The sequence below is a fragment of the Lacinutrix chionoecetis genome, assembly GCF_053604665.1.
The window spans coordinates 269,483-295,501 of sequence record NZ_JBSHNQ010000084.1 but is presented as its reverse complement, the minus strand read 5'-3'; the positions used below and the strand labels follow the sequence as shown (position 1 = coordinate 295,501).

Below are 26,019 nucleotides of genomic sequence, written 5' to 3'. Positions count from 1 at the left end.
ATGAATAAGTAACGCTCATAAAACAAAAAACCACTTCTAATGAAGTGGTTTTTATTTTTAAAGATATCTCTTTCTATTTGTCAATAGAGCCCAGGACGCGTTGCATAAAACTATTCACAGCTTCCTTTTGTGGCGTACCTTCTTTTATCATTTTATTAACTTCAAGTGCACCATACATATTTGAGATTAATTCTCCAATAACGTCTAACTCTTCATCTTTTAAAGAGGATACTTCAGTTAAGGCTTCTAAAGTTTCTACGGTTTCAACGATATAATCTTCGTCATTTTCCTTAATAAATTGTGTGAGGTGCTTTATTACAGGTAGTTTCATAATATAATTTATTTAATTCTAAAATTTTTTAGATTACCTCGCTCACCAAGTCTTTTAAAACGTCGAACTTATTTGTTTGCGTTTGGTTTACAAATTTACCATCCTTAAAAGTAGCAAATGTCGGTAAATTATCCACTGTAGCAAGCTGTCTTGATTCTGGAAATTTTTCGGCATCTACAATTATAAAAGATACGTTTTCGTTTTCAATAGCAAGTTTCTTAAATTTTGGTTTCATTATACGGCAATTTCCACACCATGTCGCAGAATATTGAACCACTACTGTGCTATTTTCTACAATAATTTCTTTTAAATTATCTTTCTCTAATTCTTGAACCATTAGTTGTTATTTTTTTGATATTAAAAATCCAAACACCAAATGGTAATACTGGTGTTTGGATTGTAATAAATACGTTTTGTTTTTAGTTTGCGTGAGTCGCTAAATAATCTGCAACTCCAGCTCTATTTGCATTCATAGCATTTTTACCTTCTTCCCAGTTTGCAGGACAAACCTCTCCTTTTTCTTGTACGTGAGTGAGAGCATCAATAATGCGTAAAAATTCGTTTACATTTCGACCTATTGGCATATTATTTACACCTTCGTGCTGTACAATTCCATCTTCATCAATGACGTAAGTTGCTCTATATGTTACATTGTCTCCATCTACAGTCACAACGCCAGTTTCTTCATTGTATTTCTCATTAGAAATATCTAAAATACCTAAAGTTGAAGCTAAATTACGATTAGAATCTGCTAAAATAGGATATGTAACTCCTTCAATGCCACCGTTATCTTTTGGTGTGTTTAACCAAGCAAAGTGAACTTCTGGCGTATCACAAGAAGCACCAATAACTATTGTATTTCTTTTTGCGAATTCTTCTTTTGCAGCTTCAAATGCGTGTAATTCTGTTGGGCAAACAAAAGTGAAATCTTTTGGATACCAAAATAGTAAAACTTTCTTTTTATTGTTTTTTGCTTCTTCAAGAACGTTTAATTTAAAGGTATCTCCCATATCGTTCATTGCATCCACGTTTAAGTCTGGAAACTGTTTTCCTACTAATGTCATTTTGTTATTTATTTTTAAATTATTACTTAATGTTTTCAGGGAGCAAAGATACATTAGAAGGTAAAATTTTAAGCATAAGAAAATCTTAAAATCTTATTAGACTATAAGTTTTGATTATAGTAATTAGTTAATTTGATAATTTTAAGCTATTTAGCTTTTAGCTGTCTAATTTTAATATTTAATGCTGCGAATAATAATGTAGTAAACGGACTTAACCAGTTAAAAATAGCATACACAAAATACTCTGCCACACCAACACCTAAAACTCCGGATTGATAAGCGCCGCAAGTATTCCAAGGAATTAATACCGAAGTTACCGTCCCAGAATCTTCAAGTGTTCTACTTAAATTTTCTGGAGCAAGGCCTTTATCTTCATAAGCCTTTTTAAACATTTTTCCAGGGATAACAATCGCTAAGTATTGATCGCTGGCAATGGCATTGAGCCCTAAGCAACTCGCGACAGTACTTGCAAATAAACCAAATACCGTATGCGCTACAGAAAGTAAGCTTTTTGTAATTCTGGACAAAGCTCCAATGGCATCCATAACACCACCAAAAACCATGGCACAACATATTAAGTAAATGGTCCAAAGCATACCGTTCATTCCACCAGAGCTAAATAATTCATTAAGTTTTTCGTTATCTGTTGAAATGTTTGTGTCAGTTAGCATTGCATTAATTATTGCTCCCAATTTAGAATCTGCAATCCCATTTAATATTTCGGGTTGAAAGATAAAAGCAAATACTGCTGCTAATCCAACACCACAGCCTAAAGCGACCAATGGTTTTGTTTTTAATAAAATTAAACCAACAACGGCTAGTGGCACTGCAAAGAGCCATGGTGTAATATAAAAAGTAGCATCTATGGTAGCCAATAATCCGCTAATATCAGCATTGCCAGTAGCGTCGACTGTCGCACTTAAAACTACAAATACTATGAGCGTAATTATAATAGTTGGTACTGTGGTAAAGGTCATGTAGCGTATATGCGTGAATAAGTCTGTTCCAGCCATTGCAGGTGCTAAATTTGTTGTATCACTTAAAGGTGACATTTTATCTCCAAAATACGCTCCAGAAATCACTGCACCAGCAATCATACCTGTTGGGATTCCAAGAGCACTTCCAATACCAATTAAAGCAATCCCTACGGTTGCAGAGGTAGTCCATGAGCTACCTGTTGCAATAGAAATAATTGCAGCAATAATGACACATGCAGGTAAAAATATTTCAGGACTTAAAACCTGTAAACCATAATATACCATGGCAGGAATTATACCACTTATTAACCAAGTACCGGCTAAGGCGCCAACCAAAAATAAAATCATAATGGGTACGAAAACACTGCGTAAATTCTCCCATATTTCTTTTAGCATGATATTAAAGGACACTTTATTAAATAAACCTACAATTGCAGCAACACCTCCAGACAATAATAATATAAACTGATTGGAGTAATCGCCTAACATGGCACCATCAAAGAATGCTATATTAACAGCCAATAAAATCATTAAAAAAAGCACTGGTATTAGTGCTTCGAGCATACTTAATTCCTTATTATCTTTAATTTTTTGATGCTCTATGTTAATATCTGAAAGATTATCGTCTTGCATGTTGGTAAGTTTTTTTAGTGTTGTAATGTTACGATTTTCATAAGTGTTATGCAAATTCAATTGCTATCTGTACATTAGCAGATTATATGGATTCACTTACTCAAATAGTACTTGGCGCCGCTTGTGGAGAAGCGGTTTTAGGAAAAAAGATTGGAAATAAAGCGTTGTTATTTGGAGCAATTGGTGGTACCATACCAGATTTAGACGTGTTTATTGGTAATCTTTTATATGGTAATAAAATAGATGCCATGCTGTTTCATCGTGGCTTCATGCATTCTATTTTGTTTTCGGTTTTAGCTGCTTTTCTATTTGGCTGGCTGTTTTATAAATTATACAATACTGGAAAAAGAAAAGAAACCACACGTTTAAAACACTGGATTTTGTTATTCTTTTGGGCCTTGTTTACACATCCTATTTTAGATAGTTTTACTCCCTATGGCACCCAATTATTCGCACCATTCTCTAATTATCGTGTAGCATTTAATACTATAGCTGTAGCAGATCCTGCTTATACACTTCCATTTTTAATATGCATTATTGTTTTAATGTTTTATCGTAGAACTTCAGAGAAAAGAAAACGTTGGTTACAATTGGGTATAGGTATTAGTACCATTTATATGCTATTTACAATTGGAAATAAAATTTACATCAATTCTGTTTTTAAAGAATCTTTAAAAGAAAACCAGATTATTTATTCTCGCTACAGCGCTCAACCTTATATTTTAAATAATATTTTATGGTATGGCATTGCAGAAACGGAAACGTCTTACAAAGTAGCATCTTACTCGTTGTTCGACACATCAAATCGTTTTTCAGAATGGCAGGAAATCCCAAAAAACCGAGCCATAACTATTGATGAATATAAAGATTTAAAAGATTTATCTTGGTTTAGTAATGGGTATTTTAATGTTGAAAAAACTGGAGGTACACAATATCTTTATAACGATTTGCGCTATCCGTTGGTAAAAACAAAAGATGGTTACATCTCGGTTTTTAGTTTATTACTTTTTGAAGAAGATAGTAGATTAAATATGAAACCTTTTGAGCCTAAAACTGATAATTTTTCAGAAATGTTTTCCTCACTTTTACAGCGAATAAAGGGAGTTTAAGTTGGTGCCATATAGCATATTTAAAACATAAATGCGTGTTTTAAATAATTAATAAGTCATTAAGACCTAAATAAAAAAAACCTGAAAATAATTTTCAGGTTTTTATATCCGTTTAGTTAATAAGTTAAGCCATTTCTGCATTTAAAACTCCAACCTCGACCATGCAAGCTTTCATCATACTAAAGGTACGTTCAATATCTGCATCCAGACCAATAGAAAAACGAATTAAACCATCGCTTAATCCCATAGCTTCTTGTTCTTCTTCAGGGATTTCTGAAGATGTGGAGCTACCAGGAGCACTAAATAATGTTTTATAAAAGCCTAAACTCACAGCTAAATATCCTAAGTTTTTTTCTTGCATTAATTCCATTAAAGTGTTAGCCTTATCTAACGAACCAACGTCTATGGTTAACATACCGCCAAACCCATATTTTTCATTCATCATAGAAGAAAATAAGTCGTGCGATGGATGAGATTTCAAACCTGGATATACAGTTTTTAATCCCAAATCCTGAAATTTTTCAGCAATAAAAGTTGCATTATAGCTATGTTGTTGCATTCTTATGTGCAAAGTTCTTAAGTTTTTTAAAATGGAGGCCGCACGCAAGCTATCCATTGTAGCGCCTAAAAGCATGCAGGCACCATTGTTTACGTTACGCAAATCATTAATAAACTCTTGGGTACCACAAATAACACCGCCAACCGTATCGCTTGAGCCATTTATAAATTTTGTAAGACTATGTATTACAATATCTGCTCCTAATTTAGCAGGAGAAATAGACAGTGGTGAGAATGTATTATCAACAACTAATTTTAAGTTGTGTTTTTTGGCTAATTTGGCTAAGCTAGCAATATCTGCAACTTCTAAAAGCGGGTTACTTACAGACTCACAGTATAAAATCTTAGTTTTAGGTGTTATGGCAGCTTCTACAACATCTAATTTTGTAATATCAACAAAAGAAGTATCTATATTAAAACGAGGAGTAAAGTTCTTTAAAAATGCATAGGTTCCGCCATAGATTGTTCGGCTTGAAACCACATGGTCTCCTGCGTTACATAATTGTAAAATAACAGGCGTAATAGCTCCCATACCAGATGCACAAACATTAGCAGTTTCGGTGCCTTCCATGGCAGCTAATGCTTCACCTAAATATAAATTTGAAGGTGTAGAGTGTCGAGAATACAAATAGCAGCCATCTGCATTACCTTCAAAAGTGTCAAACATGGTTTTTGCCGATAAAAAAGTATAAGTTGAAGAATCTGAAATAGAAGGGTTTACACCTCCAAATTCACCAAAATATTGTAAGTCCTGAATGCTATTTGCTGGTTTAAAAGCCATAATAATATGTTTATTTATTAAATACTGATTTGATTATTTTAGTGTAAAATTCACTTAAAATAGATATATAATCAATAGACGGCTATAAATTTAGTTGTTTAAACTGAATTTAGTTATTATTATAGATTATATTAAATTAAAAGTTCGTAATTTGCTGGGCAAACTGAAAAATTTTCAATAATGACTTTCGATGCCATAGATACTAAACTTATTCAATTGCTTCAAGCCAATAGTAAGCAAACCAATAAAGAGCTTTCAAATAAGTTAAATCTTTCTGTTACTGCGGTTTACGAGCGTATTAAGAAGCTTGAGAATAATGGCGTGATAGATAAGTATGTTGCTTTAATTAAAAAAGAAAATGTCGATAAGACATTTGTTGCTTTCTGCCATATTAAATTAGAGAAGCATGCACGCGATTATGTTGTTAAATTTGAAAAAGAAGTTACTAAACTCACAGAAGTGTTAGAGTGTTATCATATAAGCGGTGATTACGATTATTTATTAAAAGTAATAGTTAAAGATATGCAGGCTTTTAGAGAGTTTATGGTAAATAAACTAACAAATATAAACCATATTGGAAGCACGCATAGTACATTTATGATTAGTGAAGTAAAGCACACTACCGCTGTTACTATATAGAACTTTTAAAAAATGATGTGATAAGTTAAATATAAGCTATGAGAATTCTTTGTAAGCTTTGTTTTAGTACCTGTGATTTTTATTTTATTAAGAGAGACGCAAAATAAATTTAAAACTGAAAAAACTAAAATTGGACAGCGTTCTGAAAACAGAAAATTATAGAGAGTATTAGTATTGCACAAATTACGTATTTATTTTTTTTAATATAAAAAATCAACTTTTTACTGTAGTATTAAAAAAAATCATAAGTATACCTAATGATAATGTTTAGCTATGGTTTTTTTTACGATTTATCCTCAAGAATTTATTATAGAACATTTTATTTTAAGTGCTACGAGAGTTTATTTCATAATAAAGAATCTGTTCATTTTTATAAACGCTACTCTATTTGCCTTAGTGATTTTGTTTTTTTGAATAGACTTAGTAATTAGGCTCAAACTTTTTAAGAGGATTACTTTTGTATTAGCATACAAAAAAAACAAATCAACATTTATAGTTACATAAGAACATGCTATTTATGGCTGTTGGCTCTTTACTGTTGGAATGGGAGAAATGCTTGGTTTTCCTTCATAACTATTTAAATAATGTCTTAAAAAGAACAAATTCACATAGAATTTATTGAAATTCACATAATATAATTAACTGTATTGTATATATAATATAATTTCATATTTGAACCTTAAAAAATTTGAAATATGAAAAGAAAAATTACACTTACGGTTTTTTTGTTAATCACTTTTTTTGCCAAAGCCCAACAGTTTACTTTTAATACGAATGCTGGTGATTATACTAATATTGGTTTGAAACAAGCTGGTGCTTGTATGTTAGACTATAATAATGATGGTTTTGTAGATATCATTGCTTCTGGCTATGATAGTGCAACAGAAAATAATACTCAAGTCTATTTAAATAATAGAGATAAAACTTTTTCTGCTTTAAGTACCTCGGATTTATATATGGTAAATACTGGAGGTCCCTTATTAATTTCAGGAGATTATGATAATGATGGCGATTTTGATATTTATAAATTGAATTTTCAAAACAGTAGTGGTAGCCCAATTAATAATGTTTTATATGAAAATTCTGGTGAAACTAATTTTGAATTAACTCAAACTACTTTAGTAGGAAACACAGGTGAAGAAAATAAAAGTGATTCTGGAACATGGGTTGATTATGACTTAGATGGTGACTTAGATTTATATTCTACTGGAGCTGGAGGCTCTTCAGATTTATTTTATAGAAATGATGGTGGAAGTTTTACACAAATATTTGGCTTAGCATTTTTTCAATCTAGGCCTTGGCCAATAGTTACGGATACATGGTTTGATTTTGATGGTGATTTAGATGTTTATTTTGCTAATTTTCAAAATAATAATAATAGACTTTATTTAAGCCAGTTTATAGAAACTGGAAATCCTGACAACTTTTTAGAGTCAGTTGTTGATGGTATTACAAATAATGCTGGAAATAATATTGGTTGTAATTGGGTAGATTATGATAACGATTTAGATTTAGATCTTTTTTTAAATACTTTTAATGGACAGGATCAACTTTATGCAAATAATGGAGATATGACATTTACAGAGGTTATAGGTCAACCAATGTTACAGAATAGTGCCTGGACTACAATTAATTCTTGGGCAGATTATGATAATGATGGTGATTTAGATTTTTATAAAAATGAACAAAGTGGGACTGGGACTATTGGATATTTATACAATAATGATGGTACTGGACAATTTAGTTTAGTAAGCTCTAGTATTGCAGGTGATATTAGCAATTCTGTGATATCACCACAAGGCGGTGGATGGATTGATTATGATAATGATGGAGATATGGATTTAACTATTATTACTTGTTGTACAACATTTCCTAATGGTGCATCTCTTGCTAATATTATATTTGAAAATAATGTTGGCCATAATAATAATTTTTCTAAAATCTATTTAGAGGGCGTTCAATCAAATAAAAAGGGAATTGGAGCTGAATTACAATTGAAAGCAACTATTAATGGAGATAGCTATTGGCAGACACGAAGAATTAATGGTGGTGTTGAAAGCTTTGGAATGCAAGAAGAGCAAATGGCACACTTTGGATTAGGTGATGCTACAATAATAGATTCGTTAATTGTAAAATGGCCTTCTGGTGCTCTTGATATGTGCGCAAATCTTCCTGTTGGAAGTATTAAAATGACTGAAGGTTCATGCATTCCTACTTTACTAAGTGTTGAAGAATACAGCTTTCAAAATAGAAATATTTCAATTCATCCTAATCCATATGAAAACTCAGGATATATGCATATAAAAAGTGCGCTATCCAATAGGATTCAAAACATAAAAATCAGTAATATTCAAGGTAAAATTATAAATAATAAAACTCAATTTGTTATGCAGAGTGAGGGCAAATATATTGTAGATCCAGATAAATTAAATAGTGGAGTCTACTTTTTGAGAATAGAATTTGACGACACCTTTTTTGTTACAAAGAAACTAGTTGTTAAATAAATTATTTTATAGAATTCATAAACATATTTCTGTAGGTGGAGCTTACAGGAATATGTTTTTTAGCAATTTCTACATATTCTTTTGTATAAGCATTTACTTTTTTGAGATTAATAATATAAGATTTATGAATTCTCATAAACTGGTCACCAGGTAATTGGTTTATTATATCACTCATTTTTTCATAGACAACATATGAGCTTTTACTAGTATGTATTTTTATATAATTGCTAAGTCCTTCAATATATTGTAATTCAGCATAATTAATTTTTACCATTAGCTTATTAACTTTTACATATATAAAAGTATTCGTAACACTTGTTATAGTTGTTATTGGGTTTTTAATAACTCGTTGTGTAGCTTTTAGAAAACGATTAAAAGAAAAAGGTTTTAATAAATAGTCAACTGCGTCAAGCTCAAAACCTTCAACAGCAAATTCTCTATGTGCAGTTGTAAAAATTACTTTTGTTTGATTATTTAAAATTTTTGCTAAAGCAATACCGCTTAATTTTGGCATTTCAATATCTAAGAAAATAACATCTACAGTTTCTTTTTGAATAAATTCTAAAGCATCAATAGCGTTTTTAAATTCTCCAATTAAATTTAAATAGGAGATATCACTCACATATTTTTTAATAATCTGTCTGGCGGTTTGCTCGTCATCAATTATTATACAACGCTGTATCATTTTAAGTCAATTTTCAGTTCAATTAAAAAATTAGATTTACTTTCTTCAATATTTAAATTATACTTAAGTCCATATATAATATCAAGCCTCTTTTTAATATTCGCTAAGCCTAACCCACTATTATTATCCACTACTTTATTAATACTGTGTGATTTTGAGTTTTTAACAGTAAAGAGAATATAATTATCTAAAACATTTAGTGTAATAATAATATTTGCTATTCCGGTTTCATCTTTTAAGCTATGCTTAAATGCGTTCTCAATAAAAGGTACCAATATTAGAGGTGGAATTTGTATTTGAGACACCACTTTAGGTAAACTAACAGAAACACTTACTTTATCTGCAAACCTTGATTTTTCGATAGCAATAAAATCTTGAATTAAATTTATTTCTTTCTCTATAGGAATTAGCTTCTGGTTACTTTCATATAAAGAAAAACTTAAAAAATCTGATAATTTTAATATTAGCTCAGGAGCTTTCTTTGAGTTGTCTAATGCTAATCCATATATAGTATTTAATGTGTTAAACAAAAAATGAGGATTAATTTGAGATTTGAGATAATTTAATTCTGCATCTGTTTTTTGTTGCTCTAAAGCTTTAGCGAGTTGCTGCTTTTTCTTGAGGTCTGAAAATAAAATCCACCCTGTAGTAAAAGCTACTGGAATAATAATGATTAATACATTCTGTATAATTTTAGGTAATTTTAAAATATGCACATGTTCACCTTCCATCCATTCTGGAAAAAAAATGGGATAGCCAATGTACAAAACAAAAGCTCTTTGAATAATCCCTACTACCAATAATAGTAAAACAAGCAATAAGGCATAAGTATAGGGCTTATTTTTAGATAGATACAAGGGAAATAATATAAACCAATTTATATAAACGACTATTAATTTTGCTGGAAGAAAAAGCAATTCTAATGTTAATGCATCTACAAATGTATTTCTATAACTCCACTCAGAGATGGCAAAAGTTAGCATTAGAGTAATCCAAAAAAGTGAATGGTATATAATATGTTTTTTTTTCATTAATTGATGTTATTCTCGCTAAACTATTAGATTTTACTCTAAGATTCAATTTAAACAAGTGTTTTTATGTATAACCCTCTTTTGGTTATGTAAAAGCGCTTTGCATAAGTAAAGATTGAATTCACAAACATTATTATATAGTTTATATAAAATAAATCTTCACAATCTTGTTTATAAATATTTTTACCTGTCTTCAAAGTTCAAATAACAATTTTTTTGAAATAGAAGTAAATTATAGGTAAGATGAACAGACTACAATTTCTAAAAAGAGGTATAATAACTACTGGCGTAATAATGACCCTGCCACAACAAACATTTTGCACTAATGGGTTACAAAATATAAAGCAATTAGATAAATCGCTAGTTGAAAAATTTGTTGGAGCAGGACATAGTAAAATCGAAATTATTAAAGAATTACTTGCAGAGTATCCTACGTTGCTTAATGCAGCACATGATTGGCAAGAAGGTGATTTCGAAACAGCTCTTGGTGCAGCAAGTCATGTAGGTTACAAAGAATTAGCGCAATATCTAATAGATAAAGGAGCACAAACAAATTTGTTTACTGCAGCACTTTTTGGAAGACTGGATATAATTAAACCAATGTTAAAATTTTTCCCTAATAGTTTAAATGTAAAAGGACCACACGGTTATACACTATTACATCATGCGCAACGTGGAGGAGAGGAAGCTAAAGAAGTCGTTGATTATTTAAAATTTTTAGGAGCTTCTGAAACTAAAATAAGCCTATACTAATCAATAATTGCTTGACCTTAGAAAATGAAAATTACATATCTAAATTTTATAAAGAAAACTAAATTTTTAATTATTATGATATATGGATTTCATGCTCAATCTCAAATACAAGATATCCATAGAATCAACACTACTATACATATTGACGGTATTAATGATGAAAAAGATTGGGACAATGCCTTTACACTTTCAAATTTTAAGCAATTAGAACCTAATCTTGGTGCTGAAGCGACAGAGTTTACCTTAATAAAAGTTATGTACGACGACACCTATTTATATATCTCTGGTATGTGTAATTATAAAGATCCGTCACAACTTTTCGCAACCACTTTAGAACGTGATATAGAACAATTAAAAGACGATTATATTGAAATTCACTTAGATACATATAATGATAAATTGAACACGCTTGTTTTTCGTACAAACCCGCTAGGTGCAAGGCAAGACTTTGAAGTTAGTAGAAACGGAGAAGCATTTAATACATCATGGAATACATTTTGGACAGCTACCTCAAAAATAAATTCAAAAGGTTGGAGTACAGAAATTCGCATCCCTTTCTCTTCATTACGTTATGAAAAAGCAGATAAAAATATAATGCGTATTAAAGCTATAATAAATTTTAAAGAAAAAAATGAGCGTATTATTTCACCATTAAATAATGCACAAGTTGTTTCAACTCCCTATCATTTTAGTAATTCGGAAGAAATAAGATTTAAAAATTTAGCATCGGCAAGACCTATGTATATAACACCATATGTAAAAGGCAATATTCTTAGACAGAATTTACTTAATGAGAGTGAAACTAACTATAATGATGAAACTACAATTTTTGAAAGAAAAAAATATTTTAAAAATGAAACTTTAGATAAAGTTTTAAGCAATATAGGATTAGATGTTAAGTATAGACCTAACGCAAATCATGCCATAGACTTTACTTTAAATACGGATTTTGCAGAAGTTGAAGCAGACGACAGAATAATTAACATCTCAAGATTTCCTATATTTCTCCCAGAAAAACGTTTGTTCTTTCTTGAAAACGCAGATCTTTTTAATTCTAATCAATTCGATCATCGTTTGTTTAATTCCAGAAGCATTGGTATAGAAAATGGTACAGCTGTTCCTATTATTGGAGGGTTACGTTTTACTGGAAATAATTCAAAATGGCAGTATGGATTGTTAGATATGCAAACTCATAAAGTAGAAGACTTAACTTTAAGTAATAATATGAGTGTTGCCAGAGTTCGAAAAACCATCGGTACTAAAGGTTCAAATATTGGAGTTATTAATACTAACAAAATCAATTCAGAATCTAACAATCATTTAGTGGCTATAGATGCTAACGTAAGGTTTACAGACATAATTAGATCTCGTTTTACTATTGCCTCTACATTCGATAAAGAAACTGGGAATTGGAAAGCTATGTATGGCGCTGCAGTAAATACATTTAAACCTAACGGTTTTGGTATAGATTATTATTATAGAGACTATAAAAAAGGTTTTAATCCGGAGCTTGGCTTTGTTTCAAGGCCAAATACTAAAAGAGGTACTTTAAATAATGGGTGGCGTAAAACCTATACAGATTCTAAATTTTTAAGATTTCTTTCTATTGGTCATTATATTACTAAGTACTGGATTTCATCGACAGGAGAGGATGAGGTCTTTCAAACTAATTTTTATGCTACAGCAATTACTAAAAAAGGTTTTAGAATATCTGCGCTATTACCAATTTATCAAGAAGATAATTTATATTCTTCCTGGAATATATTAGAAGGTGTTACAATACCAATTGGTAATTATAAAATGTGGAAATTTAATCCTTCTATAGATTCAGGAAATGCAAAACCGTATCAATATTCTTTTGAGATTGAATTTGGTGACTTTTATGGAGGGACTCAGCTAACAACTTCTACAAATATTGCCTACGATTTTAATAGTTTTTTTAATGCCGAATTGGGTGTTAGCACAAATCATTTAAAATTTCCGACAATGTATACCACAAATACAACAACAGAGTTAAACTTGAATAGGTACTTTACTAGGTTGAAATTCAATTTATCCTCAAAATCTATTTTAAACGCCTACTTTCAATACGATTCTCGAATAGATAAAATGGGCTTAAACTTGCGATTTAGATACAATCCAATAGAGGGAACAGATTTATATATAGTATACAATCATAATGCAAACACGAATAGAAATGCCTTGCTTCCGCGTAAACCATTTACAGATAATCAAGTCTTCATAATTAAATTCTCTAAAACATTTTTAAAATGAAAAAAGCTTTGTTTAAAAAACACTTATTTAATATCGTCTTACTACTTATACTGTGTAATGCCACTGCTTACAGTCAAAAAATTCCAATTACATCAAAATCGGAAGAAGCAATTAAAAGTTATAAGCAAGGCTGGGAGTTAGAAAATACTTTAAAAATAGACGAAGCAGAATTAGCGTATAAAAAAGCAATTTTGTTAGACAGCACATTTGCTTTAGGGCATTTAAGATTAGGAATGATTAGAGATAATTATAATTATAGAAAGAAAAAACTTAAAGATGCCTTGCAAAATATAGATGCCATTTCTATTGGGGAAAAACTACTTATAAAAGCAAGGGTGGATTTTTACATGGAAGGCTATGATGGATCTAAAGAATACAATTATTTTAAAGAACTGGTATCTTTATATCCAGAAGATGAAGTTGCTAATTATTTTTTTGGATATGTAAACTTACATCATGGAGGAAACAATCCAGAATTAGCAATTAAGCATTATAAAAAAGCGATAGAAATAAACCCCAATTATACTTTACCATATAATGAATTGGCTTATGCTTATATGGCAAATGCTAATTTTGTGGAGGCCAAGTATATTGCTAAAAAATACGTGCAACTTTTACCAGATAATGTAAATCCGTTAGATACTTATGCAGAGATTTTTATGCGTAGTGGTGATTTTCAAGAGTCTATAGAAAACTATGAAAAAGTATTAAAAATTGATTACAAATTTCCTTGGGCTATTATGGGAATTACTGCTAATTTAAATTTTTTAAACAAACATGAACAAGGAAGAAAATTCTTAGAAAAAATTGATGAATCTATTCTTAGTGATTACGAATATCGCCACAAATGGCGAGCATTGGTTGTTTCTTTTATCGATCAAGGTAACTATAAAGAAGCCATAAATGCATTAGAAAACCAAAAAATAGAAAGCTTATATGGTAAGAATGAACGAGAGCCATTATTTCATATTTATTATGCTTTTTTAAGGAAAACAAGATTATTTTTCGAAAATAATCAGTCTGCAGCAGGATTAGAGGAATATTATAATTGGAATAGTTACGTACAGAAAAATTTTAAGAACGAAGCAACAAAAAAAAGGGTCTTAGACTTAGAAAATTACTATTTAGCTTATGCAGCATACGTAGATGGTAAATACAATCAAGCAATTAATTTTTTAGATAACTACGAAAAAATGCATATTACAGATGCATCTAAAAACATCCGTGGAAAAATACATAAAGCATTAGGGAATGCCTCTAATGCTATAGAGCTTTTTAAGGACACAGACCTTAGCAATCCATACAATCAATATTGGTTGGCAATAGCCTATATTGATATTGGTAAAGTAAAAGAAGCCAAGTATTTAATTAAAAAAATAGCTCAATTAAATGAAAGAAATAATATAGATTTAGCTCTCGTTAGAAAAAAAGCTTTAGCAATACAATTGTAGAGAATTTAATACCACAATTAATTATCACTTATTGTTGTCCTGTAACACATTAATAACTTTCTTTCCTACTTAAATAAAATTTAAATTTCAAAGGTGTTATATATTTTATTAATAAAGCAATTTTTTAAATTGTAGTAAAATTAGTATTTTGTTGGTCGCTATTTTTATTCTATGAAACACTACGACATTAAAGAAACCTACAAATCTATTTTTGAATCCTACGGCAAACCGTCTTTAGAAACACACATCAAAAAACTGGTAGAGCTAGACGAATATTTGCCATACAGTTCCACTTTTTTCTGTATTACAAATACGCAAGATTTAACTTTCGAATATGTAAGTAAAAATTTCAATGCTTGTTTAGGTTTAAATCCCAAGGATTTAGAAACGAAAGGGATGCGGTATTTTTGGAGCAGAATTCACCCAGAAGACATAGAAGTATGGCTATCTGCACTTAATAGTTTAATGGAATTTACATTAGCAGAAGTTGATGAGAAGCAAAGAGATACTGCTAATTACACATGGAATTATAGGTTTAAAAATGCAAACAACGACTACGTAAATATCATTCAAAACACAACGCCGTTGGCTTTTGATAATGATATGAAACCAATTATAGGCTTAGCGCATTACACGGTTTTAGATGCGAATATTAAAATGCCAGTTTCTGCAACTGCAAAGTTATTAAATAGTAAAAATGAATACGAAACCATTTACTATAACACCTTTTCACAGAAATTATTAAAAATTGGTATTAGTAATAGAGAGCGCGATGTAATACGGTTGTTAGTCCTTAATAAATCGAGTAAGGAAATATCAGATTGTTTAAATATTAGTCCGCATACCGTAGACACTCATCGAAGAAATATACTAAAAAAACTAAAAATATCTTCTACTGGAGAATTAGTTGGCATGCTAAAAATGGATAGAAGTTTGCTTTAATTTACTCAAATTGAGTATTGCAAAGCACATATAATAAGCGCATATTTACATCGCTATTAATCTTTAAGGTATTAAACAAGCCTATTCTATGTTTAAACTCAGTGAATAGGCTGTTTTTATATCTTTCACTTCATATTTTACAACTTGTGTTGCAAGTAAAAAAAATTCACCCATAGTCATTCGTAATTAGTCATTCAAAATTGTATTTTTGTTAAAATTTTTAATTCAATATTTCCATATTAAGGAAATCTCATCTTAAATATAAACTATGAGTAAATACGATGTAGCCGTAATTGGCTCTGGACCTGGAGGATATGTAGCAGCAATACGTTGTGCGCAACTAGGAATGAAAACGGCGTTAATAGAAAAATACGCTACACTTGGTGGTACTTGCCTTAATGTAGGTTGTATTCCAAGTAAAGCACTTTTAGACTCTTCTCATCATTACGATGAAGCCGTTAATCATTTTAAAGAACATGGTATCGATATTCCAGGAGATATTAAAGTGAATTTAAAACAAATGATAGCGCGTAAGCAATCTGTTGTAGACACTACAACTGATGGCATTGATTTTTTAATGAAAAAAAACAAAATCGATGTTTACGAAGGTGTTGGTAGTTTTAAAGATGCTACACACATTACTATCACAGGAAAAGATAAAGGCGAAATTGAAGCAAAAAACACCATTATTGCTACAGGTTCTAAGCCATCAAGTTTACCTTTTATTAAATTAGATAAAGAAAGAATTATCACGTCTACCGAAGCTTTAAAACTTAAAGAAATACCAAAACACATGATTGTTATTGGTGGAGGTGTTATTGGTTTAGAATTGGGTCAGGTTTATCGTCGTTTAGGAGCTGAGGTAACGGTTGTGGAATATATGGATCGCATTATACCAACTATGGATGCTTCACTTTCTAAAGAATTAAACAAAGTATTTAAAAAGGCCAAGTTTAAAATGAATGTCTCTCACAAAGTAAAATCTGTGGAACGCGAAGGCGACGAAGTGGTTGTAAAAGCAGATAATAAAAAAGGAGAAGAAGTAGAGTTTAGAGGCGATTATTGTTTAGTCTCTGTAGGACGTCGTCCTTATACCGATGGTTTAAATGCTGAAGCTGCTGGTGTAAAATTAGACGATAGAGGACGCATAGAAACAAACGAACAACTACAAACCAATGTAAAAAATATTTATGCTATTGGCGATGTTGTAAAAGGTGCTATGTTAGCGCATAAAGCATCAGAAGAAGGAACTATGGTTGCCGAAATTATTGCTGGGCAAAAACCACATATCGATTATAATTTGATTCCAGGAGTTGTTTACACATGGCCAGAAGTTGCTGCAGTTGGTAAAACAGAAGAAGAGTTAAAAGAAGCTGGAGTAGCGTATAAAGCAGGATCTTTTCCAATGCGTGCTTTAGGGAGAAGTAGAGCAAGTATGGATATAGACGGATTTGTAAAAATATTAGCCGATGAAAAAACCGATGAAATTTTAGGTGTACACATGATTGGTGCTCGCTGTGCCGATTTAATTGCAGAAGCGGTTGTAGCGATGGAGTTTAGAGCAAGCGCAGAAGATATTTCACGCATGTCTCACGCACATCCTACATTTGCAGAGGCTATAAAAGAAGCAGCTTTAGCGGTAGATGATCGTGCATTGCATATATAAAAATAGAATATAAACATAGCTCAAAATTTGCTTGAGTATTGCGTATATAAAAAGCGAGCCTAATAGGGCTCGTTTTTTTTTAAATCAAATAAAATTTTTAAGAAAGTTATAGAAAATCTTAAATCGCTTTAATTAAGTCAACAATTCTTAAGCGTTTACTATAATTGTCATCGTTCGTTTCACGAATAAAACAATACTGGCTTATAATATCTTTTTTAGCCTTATCCATTAGTTCCTTTGCAGTAAAAGGGCCATATTCTACAGATTTCTCAATATAATAATACTTGTGATTGTGGATAATATTTTTTGCTTTATTAATGTATTTGTTGTGTAAATATTGAGTGATGGCATCATAAGTATTTAAAGGTATCTCGCTCTTACTTTCATTAATAAACACAGCTAATTCGTTAGATTTTCTATCAATATCTAAAGTTAAAATATCCTGGTCTCTAAAATTAATTTTAATTACATTAATATCGTTTTCACCTGTTATACGTATGTAATTAGGGTTTACATAGTGCCATTTTGCTTTAGAAATAGTATCGTTTTTTTTAATAGAGAGTACATTATCTTCGTGAAAATGATAAATAGTTTTACGCTCTTTAATGTCGTTTACAAGCACCCAATTGTTATTTACTAAAACCGAAGTAAAGTTAAAGTCTTCCTGAGAAAAACTATTATTATTTAGCAGATTGTGAACTGTTTGCATACTTAAATCTAAAAAAATGAATTGAATATATAATACAAAACGTATTTTTTTAGATAAACGTATCTATTTTAGAGATTTACAGAATAAAATTGTCGATAAACGGAAGCGTTTTTTCCTACTTCTTCTTATTACGTTTGTTATAATTTTTATCACCTCTTGTTTTTGGCTTCTTATATTTTGCCGCGATTTTAAATTTGTAAGAACCACCTAAATTCTCTTTCGAATTTTTTTCAGATTTTTCATGAAAAGCAGGACCTGGAACATCTTCATCTTTTCTACGCTTGTTTGGGTTGTTATGTTCTTTAATTTGAGGACGCTCTTCTTCTATAAGTTCGGTAGAAACTTCCACTTCCTTAGGAAGCGTTTCAACATCAATGGTCATTTGCATTAATGTCTCAATATCTTCTATGGCTTGTTGCTCATCCTCAGTTGTAAAAACTAAAGCATGACCTTCTCGCTCTGCTCGGCCTGTTCTACCAATTCTGTGCATGTAATTTTCAGGATATTCTGGCGTGTCAAAATTAATAACGTGCGAGACATTTTCAATATCCAAACCACGAGCCATAACATCTGTAGCGACTAAAATTCTGTTAACACCCTCGCGAAATTGCTCAATACTTCGCAATCTGTAATTTTGAGTTTTGTTAGAGTGAATAACGCAGAGTTCCTCGTTGTACTCTTCATCTAAAGCTTCAAAAAGGCGGTCTGCCATTTTCTTGTAGGCGACGAAAATAAGAACCTTATTGTAGGTTTCTTCATCTTTAAGTAAATGCTTTAGTAAATTTAATTTGGTATAAAAATTAGGAACTTTATAACGTGTTTGCTCGATATTTTCAAGTGGTGTTCCAGAGGTTGCTATCGAGACTTTTTCAGGCGATTTAAAGAAATCGACAATCAATTCGTCCACATCTTTCGTCATGGTGGCCGAAAACATAATATTCTGACGACGTTCTGGTAATAAATCGAAAATATTAATGAGTTGGTGTCTAAAGCCTAAATCCAGCATGACATCGACTTCGTCAATAATTAATTTTTGAATCGATTTTAATTGCAATACGTGGCTCAATGCTAAATCGTACATACGACCAGGAGTAGCAACCAGAATGTCAATACCTTGTGCAATAGCCTGTTTTTGGGTGTTAATATTGGTGCCACCATAAACACCTAAAACACGTGTATTTATGTATTTGGTTAACTTTTCAATTTCTTCAACAACCTGTACCACAAGTTCACGAGTAGGTACCAAAACCAAAACGCGCGGATTATCTTGTTTAGAAAACGGCAGATTTCTTAATACAGGTAACATATAAGCAAAGGTTTTACCAGTACCAGTTTGCGCAATCCCAACCATATCTCTACCGCTGGCAACAACGCTAAAGGCTTCGGCTTGGATAGGAGTAGGCGTTGTAAAGCCCAAATCGTCAAGCGCATTATATAATGGTGTATTTAAGTTTAAATCTCTAAAAGTCATGCTGCAAAGTTACTTTGATATTATTGAATTCGCTAATCATTTTTGTTTTGTATATTTTTTCTAAATAAAAATCTATTCAAATTACAACAGATAGTTTTTAATAACATTAAATTTTCGGTACTTTGTAATCAATCCTATCCAATTGAGAACACACCAAAAACACACTATAGAAAACGTTGAAGCCTTTAAGCAAAATATACTTGCTTGGGCCCAGCAATTTGACGATGTGGTATGGTTAGACTCTAATAACTATCTTCAAAATTATTCCAGCTATGATGCTATTTTAGCTGTCGATGCCTTTACAGCTATACAGACCGATTATTTTAATGCGTTCGATAAATTAAAAGAATATTACAATTCCACAAACGATTGGGTTTTTGGGTATTTAACTTACGATTTAAAAAACGATACCGAAGCTCTAAAGTCTAATAATGACGATAGTTTGCAGTTTCCAGATTTATATTTTTTTCAACCTAAAAAACTCTTTTTAATAAAGGGAAAAGAAGTTAAAACCCTTTATTTAAAGGCTGTTGACGATGAAATAGAAATCGATTTAATAGACATTAAACAGTCTGTTAATCCAACAACAGAACAGTCTAACAACCCAATAAAAATTAAGTTAAAAATACATAAAGACGAGTATTTTGAAAAGGTAACAAAAATGCTGGCTCATATTGGCAGAGGCGACATATATGAAGCTAATTTTTGTCAGGAATTCTTTGCTGAAAATACCACCATTCAACCTTTAGAAACGTATAATAAACTCAACACCATTTCAAAAGCACCATTTGCAACCTTTTTAAAAATAAGCGATAAGTACTTATTGTCTGCATCTCCAGAGCGTTACATAAAAAAAACAGGGACAAAAGTCATCTCACAGCCAATAAAAGGTACCGCAAAACGAGATGAAGATTATATAATGGATGCCATTTTAAAAAATGAATTGGTAAGCGACGAAAAAGAGCGTAGCGAAAACATTATGATTGTCGATTTGGTACGTAACGACCTGTCTCAAACAGCAACAAAAGGCAGTGTGGAAGTAGAAGAACTTTGTAAAGTGTATAGCTTTAATCAAGTACATCAAATGATATCTACAGTGGTTTCTCAAGTTGAAAGCAGCACAAATCCTGTCGATATTATTAAAAGTACTTTCCCAATGGGAAGCATGACTGGAGCGCCAAAAATCTCAGCCATGAAAATTATTGAAGATTTAGAGGAAACGAAGCGTGGTTTATATTCAGGAAGCATTGGCTATTTTACACCAGAAGGCGACTTCGATTTTAATGTGGTAATTAGAAGCATTTTGTATAATGATGCAAAAAAATATGTTTCATATTCCGTAGGTGGCGCAATAACGGCCAAGAGCGACCCATTAAACGAATACGAAGAATGTTTAATTAAAGCTAAAGCAATGCGTGAGGTGTTGGAAGGGTAGTTGCCAGTTGTCAATTATCAGTAATTATTTTAAAATAAATAAACACATAAAAAACGTACATTTACAACGTGCAAGAAAGCTTTAATTCACATATAAACACCAATTTTAATTTTTTTAAAAATAGTAAAATTTTAATCGCCATTTCTGGAGGCTTAGACAGTGTGGCATTAACGCATTTGTGTAAAGCAGCAAATCTTAACATCTCGCTTGCACATTGCAATTTTAATTTGCGAGATACCGAAAGTGATGCAGACGAAGCCTTTGTTTTAGACTTGGCAGAACAGCTGGAAGTTGAAGTTTTTATTCAGCATTTCGACACTATAGTTTATGCCCAAGAACATAAACTTTCCATACAAATGGCAGCTCGCGAATTGCGATACAACTGGTTTATGGAACTGGCTTCGCAATTAGGCTTCAATTACATTTTAACAGCGCATCATGCAGACGATAATTTGGAGACTTTCCTTATTAATTTAACACGAGGCACAGGATTAGATGGCCTAACTGGCATTCCATCAATTAATGGAAATATTGTAAGACCATTGCTAAAGTTTTCGAGAGAAACCATAGCAGCTTATACTAAAAATAAAAAAATAAAATGGCGAGAAGACAGCAGTAATGCTTCTACTAAATATTTGCGGAATAAATTGCGACACGAGGTTATTCCTAAATTAAAAGAAACTAACCCACAATTACTTCAAAATTTTGAAAATACATTACTGCATTTAAATGACACTGCAGCAATAGTTGAAGACAGTATAAATGCTCTTTTAAAACGTGCCATAATTAATGTAGATGAAGCTGAAATAACCTACGATATTTCAGCATTTGTAAAACTGAAAAATCCTAAGCCTTATCTCGTAGAAATTTTTAAACCCTTTGGATTTAGTGCGTTTAACGATATAAACGAGTTGTTAAACGCACAAAGCGGAAAGCAAGTTTTTTCTGAAACGCATAGACTAATTAAAGACAGGGTACATTTAATTTTAGCACCAATACGTGTTGAAGAACAAATTGAAACGATTTTTATTTCTGCTGAAGATAAAGACAAAGCCATTCCAAACGGAATACTGTTTTTTGATGAAGTAGAAACAGTTTCAAAAGCTTTAAAAAATGAAATTTTTGTTGATGCAGAGACATTAGATTATCCGCTTACAGTAAGACAGTGGGAGGAAGGCGATTATTTTTATCCTTTAGGTTTAAACGGAAAAAAGAAACTAAGCAAATATTTTAAAGACGAAAAATTTTCGTTATTAGATAAAGAGAAATGTCTATTATTATGCTCCAATAACCAAGTGGTTTGGGTAATAAATTATCGTGCAGACCAGCGTTTTAAAGTTTCAGATAAAACAAAAACTATTTTAAAAATAACCTTAAAGGAGTAGTTTGAAACAATTTTTTTACTGCAGTAAAATTCAGCACACATCAAGAAGAAAACTATGAAACTACAAGGCAACATTGTCGATATTAAAAACCAGCGCATTTTTAAAGGCGAAATTACTATTGAAGCTGGTAAAATAGCGTCTATTATTGAAAAAGAGCATAATGTAAATCATTACATTTTACCAGGATTTATAGATGCACACATCCATATAGAAAGCTCAATGTTGGTGCCAAATGAGTTTGCGAAATTGGCAGTAAGACATGGCACTGTTGCAACTGTTAGCGATCCACACGAAATCGCAAATGTACTCGGTGTAAAAGGTGTAGAATTTATGATTGAAAACGGAAAACAAACACCATTTAAATTCAATTTTGGAGCGCCAAGTTGTGTGCCTGCCACCAGTTTTGAATCTGCTGGAGCCATTATAGATGCTGAAGACATAAAAACCCTAATGGCAAACCCAGATATTAAATACCTTGCCGAAATGATGAATTATCCAGGCGTGCTTTTCGACGACGACGAAGTGCTTAAAAAAATAGCTTGGGCAAAACACAATAACAAACCTGTTGATGGTCACGCACCAGGATTACGAGGCGATGACATTACTAAATATATCGCTGCAGGAATTTCTACAGATCACGAATGTTTTACTTACAAGGAAGGACTGGAAAAGCTCCAAAAAGGGATGAAGGTCATTATTCGCGAAGGTAGCGCAGCTAAAAACTTTAAAGCTTTAATCGATTTATTGCCAGACCATTTTGAATATATGATGTTTTGTAGCGACGATAAGCATCCAGACGATTTATTGTTAGGGCATATTAATCAGTTATGCGCTCGTGCTGTTAGTAAAGGCATAGATGTGTTTAAAGTGTTGCAAGTGGCGTGTTTAAACCCTATTCATCACTATAATCTTGATGTTGGAATGCTTCAAATTGGTGATACTGCCGATTGTATAATTGTAGAAGATTTAAAAGATTTTAAAACGCTTCAAACTTATATAAATGGTGAGTTGGTTTACGACTTTGGGAAAGTAAATATTAACGATGTGGCTTTTCAAAATCTTAATAATTTCAACTGCGATAAAAAGGAAGTTTCAGATTTTAAGTTTGAATCTTCTGCTAAAAAAATCCGTGTTATAGAATGTAAGGATGGCGAATTAGTGACTAATGAAATTATTGCAGACAGCCTTATTGAAGACGGAAATCTGATTTCGAATACAGACACTGATGTACTAAAGATGACTGTGGTTAACAGATATAACAATGCAAAACCTGCTATTGCTTTTATAAAAAACTTTGGTTTAAAGGAAGGTGCTATTGCCAGTTCTGTTGGCCACGATTCTCATAATATTATTGCCGTTGGCGTAGATGATGCCTCAATTTGTAAAGCTGTAAATGCTATTATTGAAGCTAAAGGTGGTATTTGCGCCTTTAGTCCTGACGAAAGTCAGGATCTCATAAAAGTAGTTCCTTTACCAGTTGCTGGAATAATGAGCGATAAAAACGGAGAAACAATTGGTAAACAGTACGCCGAACTTGATAAAATGGCAAAACAAATGGGAAGCAAACTTAACGCGCCTTATATGTCTTTATCTTTTATGGCATTGTTGGTGATTCCTGCGTTAAAATTGAGCGATAAAGGGTTGTTTAGTGGTAAAGATTTCGAGTTTGTAAGTGTGGAGCTTGAATAATCTTATTCTTTTTCCATCTCACTTACGCTCGTCTGTGACGAGTGAAGATAAAAATACGGCATAACAAAAAGACCGTAACTAAGTTTTTACAGCTTTTATATATATTAATCAAAAAACTGACTAATCTATGCACACTCACATACGAGAGCGTGCGAGTTTAACTATCTAAAAAGTTTATTTTATAGCTTATTTCTTTTATGAATATTATTTTCATAACTTGTTTGTGCTATTAATTGTTTCATTAGATGAAGTTTTCAACTATTTTATTGTCTTTTTTGCTACTTTTTCATACTTATTCACCTTCCCAAAATGTAGATGCCAGTATTAGATCAGAATTCCTAAAACTAAAAACTATATCGCTTCCTAATTTTTCGACAGAATTAAAAATTGTAGAAAAAGGAGTAATGAAATCTAAGCCTAATGGAGAAGTTATATTTAGTAAAGAACAACTAAATAAATTATCAAGTCGATTTAGTGCAACAGGTGTAAAATATTTAATTAGAATATTGTTGGCGCATGAACTTGCACACCAATTTCAATTTAATTGGTATAAGGGAAAAAAAGAGTTGAACGATAAGCCCATATCAAGAATGTTATTAGAAGGCCAGGCAGATATGCTTGCGGGATTTTGTTTAGGTAGTTTATTTATAAAAGAAACAAACTTCAATCAATTAGAAACTTCGAATATTGATATTGAAGATTTTTATTCAATATTTCAGTTTATGCTTAGTATTGGTATCGACGAAGGTACTCTTGGTACACATCCTTCTAAAATCGATAGGTTGCTGTTAATTAAACAAGGTCTCGAGGCAGGTATTATTAATTCTGGAATAGAATTAGCAAAACTTAATGAAGACAGAATAATTAATTATTATGGGAGTTTAGACGCGTATAATGAAATAATCAACGAAAGTTTTAAAACGTTGGACTACGATATAAACAAGGAAAACATTTTTAATTGGACCTATAAAATCACCAAGAAAATAATAAATTATAATCCTGAGATTGCAAAAAACATTGTTTTAATAAAAGATAATAATAATTCAACTGTTAACTGGAATACAAAACAGGAGTATCCATTTGTAGATTATAATCTTAGTTATCTTAATATTTCTAAAAAACCTATAGACATCAATATGGAGGTCTATGTATCTCATGTAAGCCGCTTGAAAAAAGACTCGATTAAATACCATTCTAAAGTTAATGTAAACATTCATAAGTTTAGAATTGAACCCAGAGAGACAAAAGTACTACAAGGACGTTTAAGATGGAATAGAGCAGAAAATGATGAATTGGGTATGACAGAACTTACAGAGGATAAAATGCCACGCATTGTTTTTCCTGATGCTTATTCACAAGCTTCGATCGCTAGTTATTCTTTCGCTGATGCAGAAGAGAATTCTAACTTATCTAAACAAAAAATAAATTTTCTTGCTTTAGAAACCAGCAAAAGTGGTTCCATTTATAAACTAGCAGCTAATATTAAAAAAATTATTAGAGATTTTAAAATTGATAAAAACAATCTGTTTTTGGGAATAGGAAATTTATATACAGACCAAATTGGAAAATCGTTTATAATTTATAAATCCCCAGCTACTTTCGACAAGAAAACGACAATTGAAATTTATAGAACTTTATTTAACGATGCTTTATTTGATGTTGAGGAAAATTATGCAACAGAAATTAAAATCTCTTACAATTCTTTTTTTAATAAAAAAGAAGCAACTGCTAAACTAGACTATGTAATTAATGCTTTAGATTTGGCACTGCCAGATTATACAAAAAGCATTGAAGATAAAGAAAATTATAAATATATAAGTTATAATTCTCAGGATGTGACTGTAGAGGTTCTTTTTGAAAGATATTATCGTGATACGCTAAAAAACTATGTTTGGGAAATTGAAATTGATATATATGATTAAAATTTAAATA

At 31.3% G+C, this 26,019-nt stretch carries 21 protein-coding genes; 12 read left to right on the top strand and 9 right to left on the bottom strand.

Translation table 11 applies throughout. From position 1 onward, the window contains the following. Nucleotides 1-73: 73 nt before the first annotated feature. The 4 genes from ACVC43_RS11220 to nhaC all read right to left on the bottom strand — a co-directional run bounded on the left by ACVC43_RS11220 (nucleotide 74) and on the right by nhaC (nucleotide 3,005). A complete protein-coding gene (locus tag ACVC43_RS11220) occupies nucleotides 74-331 on the bottom strand; it encodes a DUF6952 family protein (RefSeq protein WP_452224616.1) in 258 nt (85 codons plus the stop codon). A gap of 28 nt (nucleotides 332-359) precedes the next feature. Next, nucleotides 360-668 carry a thioredoxin family protein gene (locus tag ACVC43_RS11215; protein ID WP_452224615.1) on the bottom strand — a complete coding sequence of 103 codons (309 nt, stop codon included), beginning with the start codon at nucleotides 666-668 and terminating at the stop codon, nucleotides 360-362. 82 nt (nucleotides 669-750) lie between these two features. After that, nucleotides 751-1,395: a redoxin domain-containing protein gene (locus ACVC43_RS11210; RefSeq protein WP_452224614.1), complete on the bottom strand. Its 645-nt coding sequence runs from the start codon at nucleotides 1,393-1,395 to the stop codon at nucleotides 751-753. Between the two features lie 146 nt (nucleotides 1,396-1,541). Beyond that, nucleotides 1,542-3,005: a Na+/H+ antiporter NhaC gene (gene nhaC, locus ACVC43_RS11205; protein WP_452224613.1), complete on the bottom strand. Its 1,464-nt coding sequence runs from the start codon at nucleotides 3,003-3,005 to the stop codon at nucleotides 1,542-1,544. An 86-nt stretch (nucleotides 3,006-3,091) separates the two neighbouring features. On the opposite strand from nhaC, the gene ACVC43_RS11200 reads away from it, so the two are divergent. Continuing rightward, nucleotides 3,092-4,114, top strand: a complete 1,023-nt coding sequence (locus ACVC43_RS11200) for a metal-dependent hydrolase (RefSeq protein WP_452224612.1) — start codon at nucleotides 3,092-3,094, stop codon at nucleotides 4,112-4,114. A gap of 124 nt (nucleotides 4,115-4,238) precedes the next feature. Here the strand turns inward: ACVC43_RS11200 and ACVC43_RS11195 are convergent, their stop codons facing one another. Beyond that, complete coding sequence (locus ACVC43_RS11195; protein ID WP_452224611.1) at nucleotides 4,239-5,453, bottom strand: aminotransferase class I/II-fold pyridoxal phosphate-dependent enzyme; 1,215 nt, start codon at nucleotides 5,451-5,453, stop codon at nucleotides 4,239-4,241. A 180-nt stretch (nucleotides 5,454-5,633) separates the two neighbouring features. Between ACVC43_RS11195 and ACVC43_RS11190 the strand changes: the two genes are divergently transcribed. Together ACVC43_RS11190 and ACVC43_RS11185 are read left to right on the top strand one after the other, a co-directional pair. Then, nucleotides 5,634-6,092, top strand: a complete 459-nt coding sequence (locus ACVC43_RS11190) for an Lrp/AsnC family transcriptional regulator (protein WP_452224610.1) — start codon at nucleotides 5,634-5,636, stop codon at nucleotides 6,090-6,092. Between the two features lie 695 nt (nucleotides 6,093-6,787). Further along, nucleotides 6,788-8,596 (top strand): FG-GAP-like repeat-containing protein, encoded by a 1,809-nt coding sequence (locus tag ACVC43_RS11185; protein WP_452224609.1) that lies wholly within the window; start codon nucleotides 6,788-6,790, stop codon nucleotides 8,594-8,596. Nucleotide 8,597: 1 nt separating this feature from the next. Here the strand turns inward: ACVC43_RS11185 and ACVC43_RS11180 are convergent, their stop codons facing one another. Then, entirely contained in the window at nucleotides 8,598-9,281 is a 684-nt protein-coding gene (locus ACVC43_RS11180) for a LytR/AlgR family response regulator transcription factor (RefSeq protein ID WP_452224608.1), read from the bottom strand. Then, the gene (locus ACVC43_RS11175) at nucleotides 9,278-10,312 is read right to left on the bottom strand and encodes a sensor histidine kinase (RefSeq protein WP_452224607.1); all 1,035 of its coding nucleotides are present in this window, start codon (nucleotides 10,310-10,312) and stop codon (nucleotides 9,278-9,280) included. Before ACVC43_RS11175 ends, ACVC43_RS11180 begins: the two co-directional genes overlap by 4 nt. A gap of 243 nt (nucleotides 10,313-10,555) precedes the next feature. Between ACVC43_RS11175 and ACVC43_RS11170 the strand changes: the two genes are divergently transcribed. The 5 genes from ACVC43_RS11170 to lpdA all read left to right on the top strand — a co-directional run bounded on the left by ACVC43_RS11170 (nucleotide 10,556) and on the right by lpdA (nucleotide 17,398). Further along, nucleotides 10,556-11,065, top strand: a complete 510-nt coding sequence (locus ACVC43_RS11170) for a hypothetical protein (RefSeq protein ID WP_452224606.1) — start codon at nucleotides 10,556-10,558, stop codon at nucleotides 11,063-11,065. Nucleotides 11,066-11,140: 75 nt separating this feature from the next. After that, on the top strand, nucleotides 11,141-13,339 hold the full coding sequence (locus ACVC43_RS11165) for a DUF5916 domain-containing protein (RefSeq protein ID WP_452224605.1): 2,199 nt from the start codon (nucleotides 11,141-11,143) through the stop codon (nucleotides 13,337-13,339). Then, on the top strand, nucleotides 13,336-14,790 hold the full coding sequence (locus ACVC43_RS11160; protein WP_452224604.1) for a tetratricopeptide repeat protein: 1,455 nt from the start codon (nucleotides 13,336-13,338) through the stop codon (nucleotides 14,788-14,790). Before ACVC43_RS11165 ends, ACVC43_RS11160 begins: the two co-directional genes overlap by 4 nt. Before the next feature lie 171 nt (nucleotides 14,791-14,961). Beyond that, nucleotides 14,962-15,732: a LuxR C-terminal-related transcriptional regulator gene (locus tag ACVC43_RS11155; RefSeq protein WP_452224603.1), complete on the top strand. Its 771-nt coding sequence runs from the start codon at nucleotides 14,962-14,964 to the stop codon at nucleotides 15,730-15,732. 268 nt (nucleotides 15,733-16,000) lie between these two features. Continuing rightward, a complete protein-coding gene (gene lpdA, locus ACVC43_RS11150) occupies nucleotides 16,001-17,398 on the top strand; it encodes a dihydrolipoyl dehydrogenase (RefSeq protein ID WP_452224602.1) in 1,398 nt (465 codons plus the stop codon). Between the two features lie 118 nt (nucleotides 17,399-17,516). Here lpdA and ACVC43_RS11145 read toward each other — a convergent pair whose 3' ends face one another. Both ACVC43_RS11145 and ACVC43_RS11140 read right to left on the bottom strand, forming a co-directional pair. Next, complete coding sequence (locus ACVC43_RS11145) at nucleotides 17,517-18,107, bottom strand: hypothetical protein (protein WP_452224601.1); 591 nt, start codon at nucleotides 18,105-18,107, stop codon at nucleotides 17,517-17,519. 115 nt (nucleotides 18,108-18,222) lie between these two features. Continuing rightward, nucleotides 18,223-19,578, bottom strand: coding sequence for a DEAD/DEAH box helicase (locus tag ACVC43_RS11140; RefSeq protein WP_452224600.1), 1,356 nt, complete (start codon nucleotides 19,576-19,578; stop codon nucleotides 18,223-18,225). Between the two features lie 142 nt (nucleotides 19,579-19,720). On the opposite strand from ACVC43_RS11140, the gene ACVC43_RS11135 reads away from it, so the two are divergent. From ACVC43_RS11135 to ACVC43_RS11120, 4 genes are all read left to right on the top strand, one after another. Continuing rightward, a complete protein-coding gene (locus ACVC43_RS11135; RefSeq protein ID WP_452224599.1) occupies nucleotides 19,721-21,013 on the top strand; it encodes an anthranilate synthase component I family protein in 1,293 nt (430 codons plus the stop codon). A gap of 68 nt (nucleotides 21,014-21,081) precedes the next feature. Further along, a complete protein-coding gene (gene tilS, locus ACVC43_RS11130; RefSeq protein ID WP_452224598.1) occupies nucleotides 21,082-22,398 on the top strand; it encodes a tRNA lysidine(34) synthetase TilS in 1,317 nt (438 codons plus the stop codon). Between the two features lie 54 nt (nucleotides 22,399-22,452). Further along, entirely contained in the window at nucleotides 22,453-24,087 is a 1,635-nt protein-coding gene (ade, locus tag ACVC43_RS11125; RefSeq protein WP_452224597.1) for an adenine deaminase, read from the top strand. Between the two features lie 245 nt (nucleotides 24,088-24,332). Next, nucleotides 24,333-26,009, top strand: coding sequence for a hypothetical protein (locus ACVC43_RS11120; protein WP_452224596.1), 1,677 nt, complete (start codon nucleotides 24,333-24,335; stop codon nucleotides 26,007-26,009). Nucleotides 26,010-26,019: the final 10 nt, after the last annotated feature.

Excerpts from the sequence above, each read along its gene's own strand:
- ACVC43_RS11220 (WP_452224616.1), bottom strand. The coding sequence starts at position 331 with ATGAAACTACCTGTAATAAAGCACCTCACACAATTTATTAAGGAAAAT.
- ACVC43_RS11215 (WP_452224615.1), bottom strand. The coding sequence starts at position 668 with ATGGTTCAAGAATTAGAGAAAGATAATTTAAAAGAAATTATTGTAGAA.
- ACVC43_RS11210 (WP_452224614.1), bottom strand. The coding sequence starts at position 1,395 with ATGACATTAGTAGGAAAACAGTTTCCAGACTTAAACGTGGATGCAATG.
- nhaC (WP_452224613.1), bottom strand. The coding sequence starts at position 3,005 with ATGCAAGACGATAATCTTTCAGATATTAACATAGAGCATCAAAAAATT.
- ACVC43_RS11200 (WP_452224612.1), top strand. The coding sequence starts at position 3,092 with ATGGATTCACTTACTCAAATAGTACTTGGCGCCGCTTGTGGAGAAGCG.
- ACVC43_RS11195 (WP_452224611.1), bottom strand. The coding sequence starts at position 5,453 with ATGGCTTTTAAACCAGCAAATAGCATTCAGGACTTACAATATTTTGGT.
- ACVC43_RS11190 (WP_452224610.1), top strand. The coding sequence starts at position 5,634 with ATGACTTTCGATGCCATAGATACTAAACTTATTCAATTGCTTCAAGCC.
- ACVC43_RS11185 (WP_452224609.1), top strand. The coding sequence starts at position 6,788 with ATGAAAAGAAAAATTACACTTACGGTTTTTTTGTTAATCACTTTTTTT.
- ACVC43_RS11180 (WP_452224608.1), bottom strand. The coding sequence starts at position 9,281 with ATGATACAGCGTTGTATAATAATTGATGACGAGCAAACCGCCAGACAG.
- ACVC43_RS11175 (WP_452224607.1), bottom strand. The coding sequence starts at position 10,312 with ATGAAAAAAAAACATATTATATACCATTCACTTTTTTGGATTACTCTA.
- ACVC43_RS11170 (WP_452224606.1), top strand. The coding sequence starts at position 10,556 with ATGAACAGACTACAATTTCTAAAAAGAGGTATAATAACTACTGGCGTA.
- ACVC43_RS11165 (WP_452224605.1), top strand. The coding sequence starts at position 11,141 with ATGATATATGGATTTCATGCTCAATCTCAAATACAAGATATCCATAGA.
- ACVC43_RS11160 (WP_452224604.1), top strand. The coding sequence starts at position 13,336 with ATGAAAAAAGCTTTGTTTAAAAAACACTTATTTAATATCGTCTTACTA.
- ACVC43_RS11155 (WP_452224603.1), top strand. The coding sequence starts at position 14,962 with ATGAAACACTACGACATTAAAGAAACCTACAAATCTATTTTTGAATCC.
- lpdA (WP_452224602.1), top strand. The coding sequence starts at position 16,001 with ATGAGTAAATACGATGTAGCCGTAATTGGCTCTGGACCTGGAGGATAT.
- ACVC43_RS11145 (WP_452224601.1), bottom strand. The coding sequence starts at position 18,107 with ATGCAAACAGTTCACAATCTGCTAAATAATAATAGTTTTTCTCAGGAA.
- ACVC43_RS11140 (WP_452224600.1), bottom strand. The coding sequence starts at position 19,578 with ATGACTTTTAGAGATTTAAACTTAAATACACCATTATATAATGCGCTT.
- ade (WP_452224597.1), top strand. The coding sequence starts at position 22,453 with ATGAAACTACAAGGCAACATTGTCGATATTAAAAACCAGCGCATTTTT.
- ACVC43_RS11120 (WP_452224596.1), top strand. The coding sequence starts at position 24,333 with ATGAAGTTTTCAACTATTTTATTGTCTTTTTTGCTACTTTTTCATACT.